This is a genomic window from Burkholderia sp. BCC1047, assembly GCF_902833155.1.
Lineage (GTDB): Bacteria > Pseudomonadota > Gammaproteobacteria > Burkholderiales > Burkholderiaceae > Burkholderia > Burkholderia sola.
In genome coordinates, this window is the sequence record NZ_CADFEH010000066.1 from 1 (window position 1) to 18,230 (window position 18,230).

Sequence of the window (18,230 nt, forward strand, 5' to 3'; positions counted from 1 at the left end):
GATCGCTCCGATCGCGATGGAAGAAGGTCTGCGCTTCGCGATCCGCGAAGGCGGCCGTACCGTCGGCGCCGGCGTCGTCGCCAAGATCATCGAGTAAGCCAGTTATTCGTTGATCGACAGTTTTGGGGCTGGCGTCAGCCGGCCCCAGCATGGTTTAGGGGTATAGCTCAACTGGCAGAGCGTCGGTCTCCAAAACCGAAGGTTGGGGGTTCGATTCCCTCTGCCCCTGCCAAAAATCGCCACGTGTCCCACGTGGCATTTGTTTTAAGGTGTTATGGCGAATCCATCCGTCGAAACTGTAAATACCTCCGGCGATAAGCTGATGCTGGCCCTGGGCGTATTGCTGGTGTTGGCCGGATTCGTGGGCTTCTTCTGGCTGGCCAATCAGCAGTGGTATGTCCGCGGTGCCGCGTTGGCGGTAGGTATCATCGCCGGCGTGGCCGTCGGGCTGATGTCCGCCCCTGGCAAGAGCCTCATCGCGTTTGCCAAGGATTCGTACAAGGAAGTCCGGAAGGTCGTATGGCCCACCCGCAAGGAAGCAACGCAAACCACACTCGTCGTGTTCGGTTTCGTGCTCGTGATGGCGATTTTCCTCTGGTTGAGCGACAAATCGATCGAATGGGTGATTTTCTCGGCGATTCTGGGTTGGAAATGATATGAGCGATACTCCGGCATCCCCGAGCGGAAAGCGTTGGTACGTCGTGCACGCCTACTCCGGTATGGAGAAGAGCGTGCAACGTGCGCTTCAAGAGCGCATCGAACGTGCTGGCATGCAGGACAAATTCGGTCAGATCCTGGTTCCGACCGAAGAAGTGGTCGAAGTCAAAGGCGGCCACAAGGCTGTGACCGAGCGTCGTTTCTTCCCCGGCTACGTGCTGGTGGAGATGGAAATGACGGACGAAACGTGGCACCTCGTGAAGAACACCGCGAAGGTCACCGGCTTCGTCGGCGGTGCGCGTAACCGCCCGACCCCGATTTCCCCGAAGGAAGTCGAGAAGATCATGTCGCAGATGCAGGAAGGCGTCGAAAAGCCGCGCCCGAAGACCCTGTTCGAAGTCGGCGAGATGGTGCGTGTCAAGGAAGGTCCGTTCACGGACTTCAACGGCACCGTCGAAGAAGTCAACTACGAGAAATCGCGCGTGCGTGTGTCGGTCACCATCTTTGGCCGCTCCACCCCGGTCGAACTCGAGTTCGGTCAGGTCGAAAAAGTTTGATCCCGATTCGGTGGGCAGCCTCGGCTGCCCACCTTCGCGCTTACGGCCCGCGTCATGGCCGTTGAGGAGCGTCAGTAGCCAGCGGCGAACGCGCGTTATCACTCACCGAACGCCTTCTCCGGCGTTCCAATGAGGTTTCAAATGGCAAAGAAGATTATCGGCTTTATCAAGCTGCAGATCCCTGCAGGTAAAGCCAACCCGTCGCCGCCGGTCGGTCCGGCACTGGGCCAGCGCGGCCTGAACATCATGGAGTTCTGCAAGGCGTTCAACGCGCAGACTCAAGGCATGGAGCCGGGTCTGCCGGTGCCGGTGGTCATCACGGCATTCGCTGACAAGAGCTTCACGTTCGTGATGAAGACGCCGCCGGCAACCGTCCTGATCAAGAAGGCGGCGAAGGTGGACAAGGGCTCGAGCAAGCCGCACACCGACAAGGTCGGTTCGATCACGCGCGCTCAAGCCGAAGAAATCGCGAAGACCAAGATGCCGGACCTTACGGCAGCTGATCTGGACGCAGCCGTTCGCACCATCGCTGGTAGCGCACGCTCGATGGGTATCACTGTGGAGGGCGTGTAAATGGCTAAGATCTCCAAGCGCCGTCAGGCATTTGCCGCCAAGGTCGACCGTCAGAAGCTGTACGCGATCGAAGACGCACTGAGCCTCGTGAAGGAATGCGCGAGCGCGAAGTTCGACGAGTCGATCGACGTCGCAGTCCAGCTCGGCATCGATGCGAAGAAGTCGGACCAGGTCGTTCGTGGTTCGGTCGTTCTGCCGGCAGGTACGGGCAAGTCGGTTCGCGTTGCCGTGTTCGCGCAAGGCGAAAAGGCTGAGCAGGCACGTGCAGCAGGCGCGGAAATCGTCGGTATGGAAGACTTGGCTGAGCAGATCAAGGCTGGCCAGATGGACTTCGACATCGTGATCGCTTCGCCGGACACGATGCGTATCGTCGGTACGCTCGGCCAGATCCTCGGCCCGCGCGGCCTGATGCCGAACCCGAAGGTCGGTACGGTCACGCCGGACGTCGCAACCGCCGTCAAGAACGCGAAGGCTGGTCAGGTGCAATTCCGTGTCGACAAGGCCGGTATCATCCACGCGACCATCGGCCGTGCATCGTTCGAGCCGACCGCGCTGCGTTCGAACCTGTCGGCGCTGATCGAAGCGCTGCAGAAGGCGAAGCCGGCAACGAGCAAGGGCGTGTACCTGCGCAAGATCGCACTGTCGAGCACGATGGGCGTCGGCGTGCGTGTCGACCAGGCTACGCTGGCAGCGCAGTAAGCAAGTATTCGGGCCGCTTCGTTCGCGAGGCGGCCTACATGGGCTTTGGGCGGTTGTTCGTGCAGCAGGGCGAACAACCGGTTATCAAAGACCGTTGGTGGGGCGCAGCAGGCAGGCGATCCCTTAATTCAAGCCAACGCAGATGGCGAACCCGAAAAAGTTTTGCAGTGGTGAAGCCGCAGGCCGCGAAGCGATTCGCGGCGTGAGGTGGAAATACTCCTAACGAGGTCGGACGCCGTTGTTGAACGAGGTACGTGAGGTTTCGGCCATACCGGCCACGCCAAACGTATCGTTTCTGGAGGCTAACCGTGCCGCTTAATAGAGAAGACAAGCAAGCCGTCGTCGCTGAGGTTTCCGCGCAAGTCGCGAAGGCCCAGACCGTTGTGCTGGCTGAGTATCGTGGAATTGCGGTTGGCGATCTGACCAAGCTGCGCGCGAAAGCGCGTGAGCAACAGGTTTACCTGCGCGTGTTGAAGAACACGCTGGCGCGTCGCGCCGTCGAAGGTACGCCTTTTGCTCCGCTGGCAGAGCAGATGACTGGTCCCCTGATCTACGGCATCTCGGAAGATGCCATTGCTGCTGCCAAGGTCGTCAACGACTTCAGCAAGAGCAATGAAAAGTTGGTCATCAAGGCTGGTTCGTTCGATGGCAAGGTGATGGACAAGGCTGGCGTGCAAGCGCTGGCAAGCATCCCGAGCCGCGAAGAACTGCTCTCGAAGCTGCTGTTCGTTATGCAATCGCCTGTTTCGGGCTTCGCGCGTGCTCTCGCCGCGCTGGCCGAGAAGAAGCAAGCGGAAGCTGCGTAAGCGAACGTGCATCAGCGTTACTGATCGCTGGCTGTATCCGAATTCAATTTAGGAGTATTTCAAATGGCAATCGCAAAAGAAGACATCCTGGCAGCAGTCGAAGGGATGACCGTTCTGGAACTGAACGAACTGGTCAAGGCGTTCGAAGAGAAGTTTGGCGTGTCGGCAGCTGCAGTGGCAGTCGCTGGCCCGGCAGGCGGCGGCGCAGCTGCTGCAGCAGAAGAGAAGACCGAATTCACGGTCGTCCTGGCTGAAGCCGGCGCCAACAAGGTTTCGGTCATCAAGGCCGTTCGCGAACTGACGGGCCTGGGCCTGAAGGAAGCGAAGGACCTGGTTGACGGTGCACCGAAGCCCGTCAAGGAAGGCGTCGACAAGGCTGCTGCTGAAGAAGCCAAGAAGAAGCTGGAAGAAGCTGGCGCGAAGGTCGAAGTCAAGTAAGTTTCGGCGCGCTGTGCGAAGGCTGGCGGTATTTTCACCGCCGGCCTTTTTGTGCTTTGTGGGGTCGTTATTCTGGCACTCATTCGGGAGCCCGAATAATCGGCCCCAGAAGCCAAAGAAAACCGCCTGATCGTTGTGATGGATCACTCACGATTGGCGGTTCTCTTTGTCTTCTGAAGCGACTGCAGAAGGCAAGTTTGGTCGGGTAGCGGGCAACACAGGCATCCGCTGCCGTCAGCCAGCGGTTGGTAGCGGCCAACCACCAAGCTTCTCGGCTCGTTCAAGCCGTCGAACGGCCATCGGGTCTCAGTCGGTGAACACTCGGGTTTGAAACGTCCAGGTATTCCGCCTCGATAGCACCCGCCGTGATTCGGAGATCGTATGCAATATTCCTTCACCGAGAAGAAGCGCATTCGCAAGAGTTTCGCGAAGCGCCCCATCGTTCACCAAGTTCCGTTCTTGCTGGCTACCCAGCTTGAATCATTCAGCACGTTTCTGCAAGCCGATGTGCCCGCGACGCAACGTAAGCCTGAGGGTTTGCAGGCCGCGTTCACATCGGTATTTCCCATTGTTTCGCACAACGGTTTCGCGCGCCTCGAGTTCGTGAGCTATGCGCTGTCCTCGCCGGCATTCAACATCAAGGAATGCCAGCAGCGTGGCCTGACGTACTGCTCCGCGCTGCGCGCGAAGGTCCGCCTCGTCATCCTCGACAAGGAATCGCCGAACAAGCCGGTCGTCAAGGAAGTGAAGGAGCAGGAAGTGTACATGGGCGAAATTCCGCTCATGACGCCGACGGGCTCGTTCGTCATCAACGGCACCGAGCGTGTCATCGTCTCGCAGCTGCACCGTTCGCCGGGCGTGTTCTTCGAACACGACAAGGGCAAGACGCACAGCTCGGGCAAGCTGCTGTTCTCGGCACGGATCATTCCGTACCGCGGCTCGTGGCTCGACTTCGAATTCGATCCGAAGGACATCCTGTACTTCCGCGTCGACCGTCGCCGTAAGATGCCGGTCACGATCCTGCTGAAGGCCATCGGCCTGACGCCGGAACAGATCCTCGCGAACTTCTTCGTGTTCGACAACTTCACGCTGATGGACGAAGGCGCGCAACTCGAGTTCGTGCCCGAGCGCCTGCGTGGTGAAGTCGCGCGTTTCGACATCACGGATCGCGACGGCAAGGTCATCGTCCAGAAGGACAAGCGGATCAACGCGAAGCACATTCGCGACCTCGAAGCCGCGAAGACCAAGTTCATCTCGGTGCCGGAAGACTATCTGCTCGGCCGCGTGCTGGCGAAGAACGTCGTCGACGGCGACACCGGCGAAGTGATCGCGAGCGCGAACGACGAAGTCACGGAAAGCGTGCTCGAGAAGCTGCGCGAAGCGGGCATCAAGGACATCCAGACGCTCTACACGAACGATCTGGACCAGGGTCCGTACATCTCGTCGACGCTGCGTGTCGACGAAACGACCGACAAGACGGCCGCGCGCATCGCGATCTACCGCATGATGCGTCCGGGCGAGCCGCCGACCGAAGAAGCGGTCGAGGCGCTGTTCAACCGTCTGTTCTACAGCGAAGAAGCGTACGACCTGTCGAAGGTCGGCCGCATGAAGTTCAACCGCCGCGTGGGCCGTGACGAGATCGTCGGCCCGATGACGCTGCAGGACGACGACATCCTCGCGACGATCAAGATCCTCGTCGAGCTGCGCAACGGCAAGGGCGAAGTGGACGACATCGACCACCTCGGCAACCGTCGCGTGCGTTGCGTCGGCGAACTGGCGGAAAACCAGTTCCGCGCGGGTCTCGTGCGTGTCGAGCGCGCGGTCAAGGAACGCCTCGGCCAGGCCGAAAGCGAAAACCTGATGCCGCACGACCTGATCAACTCGAAGCCGATTTCGTCGGCGATCCGCGAGTTCTTCGGTTCGTCGCAGCTGTCGCAGTTCATGGACCAGACCAACCCGCTGTCGGAAATCACGCACAAGCGCCGTGTTTCCGCGCTGGGCCCGGGCGGTCTGACGCGCGAGCGCGCAGGCTTCGAAGTCCGCGACGTGCACCCGACCCACTACGGCCGCGTGTGCCCGATCGAAACGCCGGAAGGTCCGAACATCGGCCTGATCAACTCGCTCGCACTGTACGCGCACCTGAACGAGTACGGCTTCCTCGAGACGCCGTACCGCAAGGTCGTGGACAGCAAGGTGACCGACCAGATCGACTACCTGTCGGCGATCGAGGAAGGCCGCTACATGATCGCCCAGGCGAACGCCGCGATCGACGAGAACGGCACGCTGATCGACGAACTCGTGTCGTCGCGCGAAGCCGGCGAAACGATGATGGTCACGCCGGATCGTATCCAGTACATGGACGTCGCACCGTCGCAGATCGTGTCGGTGGCAGCGTCGCTGATCCCGTTCCTCGAGCACGATGACGCGAACCGTGCACTGATGGGTTCGAACATGCAGCGTCAGGCCGTGCCGTGTCTGCGTCCGGAAAAGCCGGTCGTCGGTACGGGCATCGAGCGCACCTGCGCGGTCGACTCGGGTACGACGGTCCAGGCGTTCCGCGGCGGTGTGGTCGACTACGTCGACGCAGGCCGTATCGTGATTCGCGTGAACGACGACGAAGCGGTCGCAGGTGAAGTCGGTGTCGACATCTACAACCTGATCAAGTACACGCGTTCGAACCAGAACACGAACATCAACCAGCGTCCGATCGTGAAGATGGGCGACAAGGTCTCGCGCGGCGACGTGCTGGCCGACGGCGCGTCGACGGACCTGGGCGAGCTCGCGCTCGGCCAGAACATGCTGATCGCGTTCATGCCGTGGAACGGCTACAACTTCGAGGATTCGATCCTGATCTCGGAGAAGGTGGTCGCGGACGATCGCTACACGTCGATCCACATCGAAGAGCTGAACGTCGTTGCACGCGACACGAAGCTCGGGCCGGAAGAAATCACACGCGACATCTCGAACCTGGCGGAAGTCCAGCTCGGCCGTCTCGACGAATCGGGCATCGTGTACATCGGTGCGGAAGTCGAAGCGGGCGACGTGCTGGTCGGCAAGGTCACGCCGAAGGGCGAGACCCAGCTGACGCCGGAAGAGAAGCTGCTGCGCGCGATCTTCGGCGAGAAGGCTTCGGACGTGAAGGACACGTCGCTGCGCGTGCCGTCGGGCATGAGCGGCACCGTGATCGACGTCCAGGTGTTCACGCGTGAAGGCATCCAGCGCGACAAGCGTGCGCAACAGATCATCGACGACGAACTGAAGCGCTACCGTCTCGACCTGAACGACCAGCTGCGCATCGTGGAAGGCGACGCGTTCCAGCGTCTCGCGCGCATGCTCGTGGGCAAGGTCGCGAACGGCGGTCCGAAGAAGCTCGCGAAGGGCACGAAGATCGACCAGGCTTACCTGGAAGATCTCGACCACTACCACTGGTTCGACATCCGCCTCGCGGACGACGAAGCAGCGGCATCGCTCGAAGCGATCAAGAACTCGATCGAAGAGAAGCGTCACCAGTTCGACCTCGCGTTCGAAGAGAAGCGCAAGAAACTCACGCAAGGCGACGAACTGCCGCCGGGCGTGCTGAAGATGGTCAAGGTGTACCTCGCGGTGAAGCGCCGTCTGCAGCCTGGCGACAAGATGGCAGGCCGTCACGGTAACAAGGGTGTCGTGTCGAAGATCGTCCCGATCGAAGACATGCCGTACATGGCCGACGGCCGTCCGGCAGACGTCGTGCTGAACCCGCTCGGCGTGCCGTCGCGGATGAACGTGGGTCAGGTTCTGGAAGTGCACCTCGGCTGGGCCGCGAAGGGCCTCGGCTGGCGTATCGGCGAAATGCTGCAGCGTCAGGCGAAGATCGAGGAACTGCGCGTGTTCCTGACGAAGATCTACAACGAGTCGGGCCGCCAGGAAGATCTGGAAAGCTTCACCGACGACGAGATCCTCGAACTCGCGAAGAACCTGCGCGAAGGCGTGCCGTTCGCGACGCCGGTGTTCGACGGTGCGACCGAGGAAGAAATGGGCAAGATGCTCGACCTCGCGTTCCCGGACGACATCGCCGAACAGCTCGGCATGAACCCGTCGAAGAACCAGGTCCGCCTGTACGACGGCCGCACGGGTGAAATGTTCGAACGTCGCGTGACGCTCGGCTACATGCACTACCTGAAGCTGCACCACTTGGTCGACGACAAGATGCACGCGCGTTCGACCGGCCCGTACTCGCTCGTCACGCAGCAGCCGCTGGGTGGTAAGGCGCAGTTCGGTGGCCAGCGCTTCGGTGAAATGGAAGTGTGGGCGCTCGAAGCGTACGGCGCGTCCTACGTGCTGCAGGAAATGCTGACGGTGAAGTCGGACGACGTGACCGGCCGGACGAAGGTGTACGAAAACCTCGTCAAGGGCGACCACGTGATCGATGCAGGCATGCCGGAATCCTTCAACGTGCTCGTGAAGGAAATCCGCTCGCTCGGTATCGATATCGATCTCGACCGCAATTAATCGGACTACGGAGAGAAAGCAATGAAAGCTCTGCTCGATCTATTCAAGCAAGTCCAACAGGAAGAAGTTTTCGACGCGATCAAGATCGGTCTGGCCTCGCCCGACAAGATCCGTTCGTGGTCGTTCGGCGAAGTGAAGAAGCCGGAGACCATCAACTACCGTACGTTCAAGCCGGAACGCGATGGTCTGTTCTGCGCGAAGATCTTCGGGCCGATCAAGGACTACGAGTGCCTGTGCGGCAAGTACAAGCGTCTGAAGCACCGCGGCGTGATCTGCGAGAAGTGCGGCGTCGAAGTGACGCTGGCGAAGGTGCGTCGCGAACGGATGGGCCACATCGAACTGGCCTCGCCGGTCGCGCACATCTGGTTCCTGAAGTCGCTGCCGTCGCGTCTGGGCATGGTGCTCGACATGACGCTGCGCGACATCGAACGCGTGCTGTACTTCGAAGCGTACGTGGTGATCGAACCGGGCATGACGCCGCTGAAGGCGCGGCAGATCATGACCGAAGAGGATTACTACAACAAGGTCGAGGAATACGGCGACGAATTCCGTGCCGAGATGGGCGCGGAAGGTGTGCGTGAACTGCTGCGCGCGATCAATATCGACGAGCAGGTCGAGACGCTGCGCACCGAGCTGAAGAACACCGGCTCGGAAGCGAAGATCAAGAAGTACGCGAAGCGCCTGAAGGTCCTCGAGGCATTCCAGCGTTCGGGCATCAAGCCCGAGTGGATGATCCTCGAAGTGCTGCCGGTGCTGCCGCCGGAACTGCGTCCGCTCGTGCCGCTGGACGGCGGCCGTTTCGCGACGTCGGACCTGAACGACCTGTATCGCCGCGTGATCAACCGTAACAACCGGTTGAAGCGTCTGCTCGAGCTGAAGGCGCCTGAAATCATCGTCCGCAACGAAAAGCGGATGCTGCAGGAAGCCGTCGACTCGCTGCTCGACAACGGTCGTCGCGGCAAGGCGATGACGGGCGCGAACAAGCGTCCGCTGAAGTCGCTCGCCGACATGATCAAGGGCAAGGGCGGTCGTTTCCGTCAGAACCTGCTGGGCAAGCGCGTCGACTACTCGGGCCGTTCGGTCATCGTGGTCGGCCCGACGCTGAAGCTGCACCAGTGCGGTCTGCCGAAGCTGATGGCGCTCGAACTGTTCAAGCCGTTCATCTTCAACAAGCTGGAAGTGATGGGCGTTGCCACGACCATCAAGGCTGCGAAGAAGGAAGTCGAGAACCAGACGCCGGTGGTGTGGGACATCCTCGAAGAGGTGATCCGCGAGCACCCGGTGATGCTGAACCGTGCGCCGACGCTGCACCGTCTCGGTATCCAGGCGTTCGAGCCGGTCCTGATCGAAGGCAAGGCGATCCAGCTGCACCCGCTCGTCTGCGCGGCGTTCAACGCCGACTTCGACGGTGACCAGATGGCCGTTCACGTGCCGCTGTCGCTCGAAGCGCAGATGGAAGCGCGCACGCTGATGCTGGCGTCGAACAACGTGCTGTTCCCGGCCAACGGCGATCCGTCGATCGTGCCGTCGCAGGATATCGTGCTGGGTCTGTACTACGCGACCCGCGAAGCGGTCAACGGCAAGGGCGAAGGCCTGTCGTTCACGGGCGTGTCGGAAGTCATCCGCGCGTACGAGAACAAGGAAGTCGAGCTGGCCTCGCGCGTCAACGTGCGGATCACCGAAATGGTCCACAACGAAGACACGTCGGAAGGCGCACCGCCGTTCGTGCCGAAGATCTCGCTGTACGCGACGACCGTCGGTCGCGCGATCCTGTCGGAGATCCTGCCGCACGGCCTGCCGTTCTCGGTGCTGAACAAGCCGCTGAAGAAGAAGGAAATCTCGCGCCTGATCAACACGGCGTTCCGCAAGTGCGGTCTGCGTGCGACGGTCGTGTTCGCCGACCAGCTGATGCAGTCGGGTTTCCGTCTCGCGACGCGTGCCGGCATCTCGATCTGCGTGGACGACATGCTCGTGCCGCCGCAGAAGGAAACGATCGTCGGCGACGCCGCGAAGAAGGTGAAGGAGTACGACCGCCAGTACATGTCGGGTCTCGTCACCGCGCAGGAACGCTACAACAACGTGGTCGACATCTGGTCGGCAACGTCGGAAGCGGTCGGCAAGGCGATGATGGAGCAGCTGTCGACGGAGCCGGTGACGGACCGCGACGGCAACGAGACGCGCCAGGAGTCGTTCAACTCGATCTACATGATGGCCGACTCGGGCGCCCGGGGTTCGGCGGTGCAGATTCGTCAGCTGGCCGGTATGCGTGGCCTGATGGCGAAGCCGGACGGCTCGATTATCGAGACGCCGATTACCGCGAACTTCCGCGAAGGTCTGAACGTGTTGCAGTACTTCATCTCGACCCACGGTGCACGTAAGGGTCTGGCTGATACGGCACTGAAGACCGCGAACTCGGGTTACCTGACGCGTCGTCTGGTCGACGTCACGCAGGATCTGGTCGTGGTGGAAGACGATTGCGGCACGTCGAACGGCGTGGCGATGAAGGCGCTGGTCGAAGGCGGTGAAGTCGTCGAAGCGCTGCGCGACCGTATCCTCGGCCGCGTCGCGGTCGCGGACGTCGTGAATCCGGAAACGCAGGAAACGCTGTACGAATCGGGCACGCTGCTCGACGAAACGGCGGTCGAGGAAATCGAACGCCTCGGCATCGACGAAGTGCGCGTGCGCACGCCGCTGACCTGCGAAACGCGTTACGGCCTGTGCGCGGCCTGCTACGGCCGCGACCTCGGCCGCGGCTCGCTCGTGAACGTCGGCGAAGCGGTCGGCGTGATCGCGGCGCAGTCGATCGGCGAACCGGGCACGCAGCTGACGATGCGTACGTTCCACATCGGTGGTGCGGCATCGCGTGCGGCAGTGGCTTCGTCGGTCGAAGCGAAGAGCAACGGTATCGTCCGCTTCACGGCGACGATGCGCTACGTCACGAACGCGAAGGGCGAGCAGATCGTCATTTCCCGTTCGGGCGAAGCGATGATCACCGACGACTTCGGTCGCGAGCGCGAGCGTCACAAAGTGCCGTACGGCGCGACGCTGCTGCAGCTCGACGGCGCGACCATCAAGGCCGGCACGCAGCTCGCCACGTGGGATCCGCTGACGCGTCCGATCATCACCGAGTACGGTGGTACGGTGAAGTTCGAGAACGTCGAGGAAGGCGTGACCGTCGCGAAGCAGATCGACGACGTGACCGGCCTGTCGACGCTGGTCGTGATCGACGTGAAGCGCCGCGGTTCGCAGGCTTCGAAGAGCGTGCGTCCGCAGGTGAAGCTGCTCGACGCGAACGGCGAGGAAGTGAAGATTCCGGGCACGGAGCACGCAGTGCAGATCGGCTTCCAGGTCGGCGCGCTGATCACCGTGAAGGATGGCCAGCAGGTGCAGGTCGGTGAAGTGCTCGCACGTATCCCGACGGAAGCGCAGAAGACGCGTGACATTACCGGCGGTCTGCCGCGGGTGGCGGAACTGTTCGAAGCGCGTTCGCCGAAGGATGCCGGCATTCTCGCGGAAGTCACCGGTACGACGTCGTTCGGCAAGGACACGAAGGGCAAGCAGCGTCTCGTCATCACGGACCTCGAGGGCAACCAGCACGAGTTCCTGATCGCGAAGGAAAAGCAGGTTCTGGTTCACGATGCCCAGGTCGTCAACAAGGGCGAAATGATCGTGGACGGTCCGGCCGATCCGCACGACATCCTGCGTCTGCAGGGTATCGAGGCGCTGTCGCGCTACATCGTCGACGAAGTGCAGGACGTGTACCGTCTGCAGGGCGTGAAGATCAACGACAAGCACATCGAGGTGATCGTTCGCCAGATGCTGCGTCGTGTGCAGATCACCGACAACGGCGATACGCGCTTCATCCCGGGCGAACAGGTCGAGCGTTCCGACATGCTGGACGAGAACGATCGCATGATCGCCGAGGGCAAGCGTCCGGCTTCGTACGACAACGTGCTGCTCGGTATCACGAAGGCGTCGCTGTCGACCGACTCGTTCATCTCCGCGGCATCGTTCCAGGAAACGACCCGCGTGCTGACCGAAGCGGCGATCATGGGCAAGCGCGACGATCTGCGCGGCCTGAAGGAAAACGTGATCGTCGGCCGTCTGATTCCGGCCGGTACGGGTCTCGCGTTCCACAAGGCACGCAAGGCGAAGGAATCGTCGGATCGCGAGCGTTTCGACCAGATCGCAGCGGAAGAGGCATTCGACTTCGGCACGCCGAGCGCGCCGGCGGAAGAGCCGCAACACCCGGCAGCCGAGTAAGCGCGGCGCGGCGCAAGCCGCGTTGCCTTGCTATCATCGCTGTCACCGAAACCGCCCGGTTCTGCCGGGCGGTTTTTTTTCATCCTTCGTTCCCGCGCATGACGTGCCTGTGCCGCGCCGGCGCATGCGCCGCGATCGCGTTCGGCATGACCGCGACAGGCCCGTGATGCACGCGAACGAACCCTGACCGAATGGCCAACATCGTGCGATTCGCCACGCGTCGCGCGAGCGGGTTGTTAAAATTGCGGTCATCGTTTAGCCGTCCCTGGTCTCATTCATGTCCCGCGCCCTCGAAATACTCGACGAAGTCTTTGGTTACTCCGCCTTTCGCGGCCAGCAGGGCGAGATCGTCGAGCACGTCGCCGGCGGCGGCGATTGTCTCGTGCTGATGCCGACCGGCGGCGGCAAGTCGCTGTGCTACCAGATCCCCGCGCTGCTGCGCCGCGAGGCTGGGCAGGGCGCCGGCATCGTCGTGTCGCCGCTGATCGCGCTGATGCAGGACCAGGTCGCCGCGTTGAGCGAAGTCGGCGTGCGCGCGGCCTACCTGAATTCGACGCTGTCGGGCGCCGAGGCCGCGGCCACCGAGCGCGCGCTGCGCGAAGGCGAAATCGATTTGCTGTACGTCGCGCCGGAGCGGTTGATGACCGGGCGCTTCCTCGAGCTGCTCGAGCGCGCGAAGATCGGCCTGTTCGCGATCGACGAAGCGCACTGCGTGTCGCAATGGGGGCACGATTTCCGCCCGGAATACATTCAGCTGTCGGTGCTGCACGAGCGCTTCCCGTCGGTGCCGCGCATCGCGCTGACCGCCACTGCCGATGCGATCACGCGCGACGAAATCATCCATCGTCTCGCGCTCGACGACGCGCGCGTGTTCGTGTCGAGCTTCGACCGCCCGAACATCCGCTACCGGATTGTCGAAAAGGACAACGCGCGTTCGCAACTGCTCGACTTCATCCGCGCCGAGCACACGAATGCCGACGGCACGACGGACGCCGGCGTCGTCTATTGCCTGTCGCGCCGCAAGGTCGAGGAAACAGCCGAATGGCTGAAGGCGCAGGGCGTGCGCGCGCTGCCGTATCACGCGGGCATGGAGTTCGAGGTGCGGCAGAAGCACCAGGAAATGTTCCAGCGCGAGGAAGGCATCGTGATGTGCGCGACGATCGCGTTCGGCATGGGCATCGACAAGCCCGACGTACGCTTCGTCGCGCACCTCGATTTGCCGAAGAGCGTCGAAGGCTACTACCAGGAAACCGGCCGCGCGGGCCGCGACGGGATGCCCGCGAACGCGTGGATGGCGTACGGCCTCGGCGACGTCGTCCAACAGCGCAAGATGATCGACGAGTCGGACGCGGACGACGCGCACAAGCGCGTGCAGACGTCGAAGCTCGACGCGCTGCTCGGGCTGTGCGAGACGATCTCGTGCCGCCGCGTCCGGCTGCTGAACTACTTCGGCGAGGCGAGCCAGCCGTGCGGCAACTGCGACACGTGCCTCGAGCCGCCCGATTCATGGGACGCGACGCGCGAGGCGCAGATGGCGCTGTCGTGCGTGTTCCGCGCGCAGCGCGCAAGCGGCTTCAACTTCGGCGCGAGCCATCTGATCGAGATCCTGCGCGGCGGCCGCACCGAGAAGGTGCTGCAGCGCGGCCATGACCAGCTGAGCACGTTCGGGATCGGTGCGGCGCTGTCCGAGCCCGAGTGGCGCGCGATTTTCCGGCAGCTGGTCGCGTACGGCTACCTGGCCGTCGATCATGGCGGCTTCGGCGCGCTGGTGCTCACCGAGGCCGCGAAGCCGGTGCTGAAGAACGAGGAAAAGGTCACGCTGCGCCGCTACGTGAAGCCGCAGCGCACGCGCCAGTCGTCGAGCCGCAGCGGCACGCGCGTCGACCCGACGGCCGGCATGGGCGCCCGCGAGCGCGCACGGTGGGACGCGCTGCGCGCCTGGCGCGCGGAAACCGCGAAGACGGACGGCGTGCCGGCCTACGTGATCTTCCACGACGCGACGCTCGCCGAAATCGCGCGCAACGCGCCGGAGACGATCGAGGACCTGCGCCACATCCCCGGCATGGGCGTGCGCAAGCTCGAGCGCTTCGGCGACGAGATCATCGACGTCGTCGAATCGGCCTGACACAGCGTTCCGACCCCTGCTGTAAACCGCGCGCTCGGCCGGCAAATCACGCAAGCCGTTGACTTAGTTGGCATTTCCGGAATATCATGCTGGGTTCCGGTATTCGGTGGGCCGAGTCGCGTTCGACAGTTCGCACCCGATTCGCCGGTTCGGAAGTCAACTGTGCGTCGATTCTCGCTTTGCCCGAAATCGGCGTGCAGATTTTGTTCAATTTCAGGAATAAACAATGCCAACCATCAACCAACTGGTTCGCAAAGGCCGTCAGTCGGAAACGACGAAGAGCAAGAGCCCGGCCCTGCAGGACTGCCCCCAGCGTCGCGGCGTGTGCACCCGTGTGTACACGACGACGCCGAAGAAGCCTAACTCGGCACTCCGTAAGGTCGCCAAGGTTCGTCTGACGAACGGCTTCGAAGTGATTTCGTACATCGGCGGTGAAGGCCACAACCTGCAGGAACACTCGGTTGTGCTGATCCGCGGCGGCCGTGTGAAGGACTTGCCGGGTGTGCGTTACCACATGGTTCGCGGCTCGCTGGATACCCAGGGCGTCAAGGACCGTAAGCAAGCGCGTTCGAAGTACGGCGCGAAGCGTGCAAAGGCTGCCAAGTAAGCAGTTTTTGATCAGGGATCGCCGCAGGGCGGTCAAGGCGGGAGTGCCGGATTGCCGGTGCTGTCGAGTAAGTGGTCACCCGGCCAAGCTGGTTAGTCGTGAAGATGTGATCGGGTTTGTTGGTGGCCGCGGAGCTGAATCCAGCTCCAACTGAACAAGTAAAGGAAGAATCATGCCGCGTCGTCGCGAAGTCCCCAAGCGGGAAGTGTTGCCGGATCCGAAGTTCGGTAACGTTGATGTTGCCAAGTTCATGAACATGCTGATGCTGTCCGGCAAGAAGTCGGTCGCAGAGCGCATCGTTTATGGCGCATTCGAACAAATCCAGACCAAGGGTGGCAAGGACCCGCTGGAAGTGTTCACGGTTGCGCTCAACAACGTGAAGCCGGTGGTCGAAGTGAAGAGCCGTCGCGTTGGTGGTGCCAACTATCAAGTTCCGGTCGAAGTGCGCCCGTCGCGTCGTATGGCATTGGCGATGCGCTGGCTGCGTGAGGCTGCGAAGAAGCGCAGCGAGAAGTCGATGGCCCTGCGCCTGGCAGGTGAACTCTCCGAAGCGGCCGAAGGCCGTGGCGGCGCGATGAAGAAGCGCGACGAAGTTCACCGCATGGCAGAAGCCAACCGCGCGTTCTCGCATTTCCGTTTCTAAGCGCCTGGCAGGGCTGTTTGCGGAAATAAATTCCGGGCGGGTGCGCTTTTCAGGCGCCTCGCCCGTTTGTGTTGAGGCGTGATGCGGCAGGGCTGCATCACGTCATCCCAGTAGAGGATCAAAGTGGCTCGCAAGACTCCTATCGAGCGCTACCGCAATATCGGTATTAGCGCTCACATCGACGCCGGCAAAACGACGACGACCGAGCGCATTCTGTTTTACACCGGTGTGAACCACAAGATCGGTGAAGTCCACGACGGCGCAGCCACGATGGACTGGATGGAGCAGGAACAGGAACGTGGCATCACGATCACGTCCGCTGCTACCACGGCCTTCTGGAAGGGCATGGGCGGCAACTATCCGGAACACCGCATCAACATCATCGACACCCCGGGCCACGTCGACTTCACGATCGAAGTGGAGCGCTCGATGCGCGTGCTCGACGGCGCGTGCATGGTGTACTGCGCAGTGGGCGGCGTGCAGCCGCAGTCGGAAACGGTGTGGCGCCAGGCGAACAAGTACAAGGTGCCGCGTCTCGCGTTCGTCAACAAGATGGACCGTACCGGCGCGAACTTCTTCAAGGTCTACGACCAGCTCCGTCTGCGCCTGAAGGCGAACCCGGTTCCGGTCGTGGTGCCGATCGGCTCGGAAGAAAACTTCAAGGGCGTGGTCGACCTGATCAAGATGAAGGCGATCATTTGGGACGAAGCGTCGCAAGGCACGAAGTTCGACTACGTCGACATCCCGGCCGAGCTCGCGGAAACCTGCAAGGAATGGCGCGAAAAGATGGTCGAAGTGGCTGCCGAAGCCAGCGAAGACCTGATGAACAAGTACCTGGAAGAAGGCGATCTGCCGGAAGCCGACATCGTCAAGGCGCTGCGTGATCGTACGATCGCGTGCGAAATCCAGCCGATGCTGTGCGGTACCGCGTTCAAGAACAAGGGCGTGCAGCGTATGCTCGACGCCGTGATCGACTTCCTGCCGTCGCCGGTCGACATCCCGCCGGTCAAGGGCGAACTCGAAAACGGCGAAGAAGCCGAGCGCAAGGCGTCGGACGAAGAGAAGTTCTCGTCGCTCGCGTTCAAGATCATGACCGACCCGTTCGTCGGCCAGCTGATCTTCTTCCGTGTGTACTCGGGCGTCGTCAATTCGGGCGACACGCTGCTGAACTCGACCAAGGGCAAGAAGGAACGCCTCGGCCGTATTCTGCAGATGCACGCGAACCAGCGTGAAGAAATCAAGGAAGTCCGCGCAGGCGACATCGCCGCAGCGGTCGGCCTGAAGGAAGCGACCACGGGCGACACGCTGTGCGACCCGGCGAACCCGATCGTTCTCGAACGCATGGTGTTCCCGGAGCCGGTGATTTCGCAGGCAGTCGAGCCGAAGACCAAGGCCGACCAGGAAAAGATGGGCCTCGCGCTGAACCGTCTGGCTCAGGAAGACCCGTCGTTCCGCGTGCAGACCGACGAAGAGTCGGGCCAGACCATCATTTCGGGCATGGGCGAGCTCCACCTCGAAATTCTGGTCGACCGGATGAAGCGTGAATTCGGCGTGGAAGCGACCGTCGGCAAGCCGCAGGTTGCGTACCGCGAAACGATCCGTTCGACGGCGAAGGATGTCGACGGCAAGTTCGTCAAGCAGTCGGGTGGTCGCGGCCAGTACGGTCACGCGGTCATCACGCTCGAGCCGAACGAACAAGGCAAGGGCTACGAGTTCTTCGACGAGATCAAGGGTGGTGTGATTCCGCGCGAATACATCCCGGCGGTCGACAAGGGTATCCAGGACACGCTGAAGTCGGGCGTGCTGGCTGGCTTCCCGGTCGTCGACGTGAAGGTTCACCTGACGTTCGGTTCGTACCACGACGTTGACTCGAACGAAAACGCGTTCCGCATGGCCGGTTCGATGGCGTTCAAGGAAGCGATGCGCAAGGCGAACCCGGTCGTCCTCGAGCCGATGATGGCTGTCGAAGTCGAGACGCCGGAAGACTACATGGGCAACGTGATGGGCGACCTGTCGGGCCGTCGCGGTATCGTCCAGGGCATGGAAGACATGGTCGGCGGCGGCAAGATCGTGCGCGCCGAAGTGCCGCTGTCGGAAATGTTCGGTTACTCGACGTCGCTGCGTTCGCTGACGCAAGGTCGTGCAACGTACACGATGGAGTTCAAGCACTACGCTGAAGCTCCGCGCAACGTTGCCGAAGCGATCATCAGCGCGAAGTCGAAGTAAATCTGCAGCTACCAACCGATAATTTTTGAAAGAAGAGAATCATGGCAAAAGGTAAATTTGAGCGGACCAAGCCGCACGTGAACGTTGGTACGATTGGTCACGTTGACCACGGCAAGACGACGCTGACGGCAGCGATCACGACGGTTCT

At 61.9% G+C, this 18,230-nt stretch carries 13 protein-coding genes, 1 tRNA gene and 1 pseudogene; all 15 read left to right on the forward strand.

Annotated elements, in window-relative coordinates:
• Positions 1 to 97: pseudogene (locus HWX55_RS35360) on the forward strand (elongation factor Tu); the annotation flags it as partial.
• Positions 98 to 156: 59 nt separating this feature from the next.
• Positions 157 to 232: transfer RNA gene (locus HWX55_RS35365), tRNA-Trp, on the forward strand.
• 42 nt (positions 233 to 274) lie between these two features.
• Complete coding sequence (gene secE, locus HWX55_RS35370; protein ID WP_006482892.1) at positions 275 to 655, forward strand: preprotein translocase subunit SecE; 381 nt, start codon at positions 275 to 277, stop codon at positions 653 to 655.
• Position 656: 1 nt separating this feature from the next.
• Positions 657 to 1,214 (forward strand): transcription termination/antitermination protein NusG, encoded by a 558-nt coding sequence (gene nusG / locus HWX55_RS35375; RefSeq protein WP_006400672.1) that lies wholly within the window; start codon positions 657 to 659, stop codon positions 1,212 to 1,214.
• 141 nt (positions 1,215 to 1,355) lie between these two features.
• Positions 1,356 to 1,787, forward strand: a complete 432-nt coding sequence (gene rplK / locus HWX55_RS35380; protein WP_006477201.1) for a 50S ribosomal protein L11 — start codon at positions 1,356 to 1,358, stop codon at positions 1,785 to 1,787.
• On the forward strand, positions 1,788 to 2,486 hold the full coding sequence (gene rplA / locus HWX55_RS35385; RefSeq protein ID WP_006482906.1) for a 50S ribosomal protein L1: 699 nt from the start codon (positions 1,788 to 1,790) through the stop codon (positions 2,484 to 2,486).
• A gap of 308 nt (positions 2,487 to 2,794) precedes the next feature.
• Positions 2,795 to 3,292: a 50S ribosomal protein L10 gene (gene rplJ / locus HWX55_RS35390; protein ID WP_011546647.1), complete on the forward strand. Its 498-nt coding sequence runs from the start codon at positions 2,795 to 2,797 to the stop codon at positions 3,290 to 3,292.
• 63 nt (positions 3,293 to 3,355) lie between these two features.
• Positions 3,356 to 3,730: a 50S ribosomal protein L7/L12 gene (rplL, locus tag HWX55_RS35395; protein ID WP_006477198.1), complete on the forward strand. Its 375-nt coding sequence runs from the start codon at positions 3,356 to 3,358 to the stop codon at positions 3,728 to 3,730.
• A gap of 381 nt (positions 3,731 to 4,111) precedes the next feature.
• Positions 4,112 to 8,218, forward strand: coding sequence for a DNA-directed RNA polymerase subunit beta (gene rpoB / locus HWX55_RS35400; protein WP_124557464.1), 4,107 nt, complete (start codon positions 4,112 to 4,114; stop codon positions 8,216 to 8,218).
• A 21-nt stretch (positions 8,219 to 8,239) separates the two neighbouring features.
• On the forward strand, positions 8,240 to 12,481 hold the full coding sequence (rpoC, locus tag HWX55_RS35405) for a DNA-directed RNA polymerase subunit beta' (protein ID WP_124680366.1): 4,242 nt from the start codon (positions 8,240 to 8,242) through the stop codon (positions 12,479 to 12,481).
• A 277-nt stretch (positions 12,482 to 12,758) separates the two neighbouring features.
• Positions 12,759 to 14,606: a DNA helicase RecQ gene (gene recQ, locus HWX55_RS35410; protein ID WP_124557465.1), complete on the forward strand. Its 1,848-nt coding sequence runs from the start codon at positions 12,759 to 12,761 to the stop codon at positions 14,604 to 14,606.
• A gap of 226 nt (positions 14,607 to 14,832) precedes the next feature.
• Entirely contained in the window at positions 14,833 to 15,213 is a 381-nt protein-coding gene (gene rpsL, locus HWX55_RS35415; protein WP_006400662.1) for a 30S ribosomal protein S12, read from the forward strand.
• A gap of 172 nt (positions 15,214 to 15,385) precedes the next feature.
• The gene (gene rpsG, locus HWX55_RS35420) at positions 15,386 to 15,856 is read left to right on the forward strand and encodes a 30S ribosomal protein S7 (protein WP_006477195.1); all 471 of its coding nucleotides are present in this window, start codon (positions 15,386 to 15,388) and stop codon (positions 15,854 to 15,856) included.
• Between the two features lie 123 nt (positions 15,857 to 15,979).
• Positions 15,980 to 18,082: an elongation factor G gene (fusA, locus tag HWX55_RS35425; RefSeq protein WP_044849034.1), complete on the forward strand. Its 2,103-nt coding sequence runs from the start codon at positions 15,980 to 15,982 to the stop codon at positions 18,080 to 18,082.
• Between the two features lie 41 nt (positions 18,083 to 18,123).
• A partial coding sequence (locus HWX55_RS35430; RefSeq protein WP_033477657.1) for a GTP-binding protein occupies positions 18,124 to 18,230 on the forward strand: 107 nt, incomplete at its 3' end.

What these genes read in the sequence shown, in the direction of transcription:
- secE (WP_006482892.1), top strand. Translation starts at nt 275, where the DNA reads ATGGCGAATCCATCCGTCGAAACTGTAAATACCTCCGGCGATAAGCTG.
- nusG (WP_006400672.1), top strand. Translation starts at nt 657, where the DNA reads ATGAGCGATACTCCGGCATCCCCGAGCGGAAAGCGTTGGTACGTCGTG.
- rplK (WP_006477201.1), top strand. Translation starts at nt 1,356, where the DNA reads ATGGCAAAGAAGATTATCGGCTTTATCAAGCTGCAGATCCCTGCAGGT.
- rplA (WP_006482906.1), top strand. Translation starts at nt 1,788, where the DNA reads ATGGCTAAGATCTCCAAGCGCCGTCAGGCATTTGCCGCCAAGGTCGAC.
- rplL (WP_006477198.1), top strand. Translation starts at nt 3,356, where the DNA reads ATGGCAATCGCAAAAGAAGACATCCTGGCAGCAGTCGAAGGGATGACC.
- rpoB (WP_124557464.1), top strand. Translation starts at nt 4,112, where the DNA reads ATGCAATATTCCTTCACCGAGAAGAAGCGCATTCGCAAGAGTTTCGCG.
- rpoC (WP_124680366.1), top strand. Translation starts at nt 8,240, where the DNA reads ATGAAAGCTCTGCTCGATCTATTCAAGCAAGTCCAACAGGAAGAAGTT.
- recQ (WP_124557465.1), top strand. Translation starts at nt 12,759, where the DNA reads ATGTCCCGCGCCCTCGAAATACTCGACGAAGTCTTTGGTTACTCCGCC.
- rpsL (WP_006400662.1), top strand. Translation starts at nt 14,833, where the DNA reads ATGCCAACCATCAACCAACTGGTTCGCAAAGGCCGTCAGTCGGAAACG.
- rpsG (WP_006477195.1), top strand. Translation starts at nt 15,386, where the DNA reads ATGCCGCGTCGTCGCGAAGTCCCCAAGCGGGAAGTGTTGCCGGATCCG.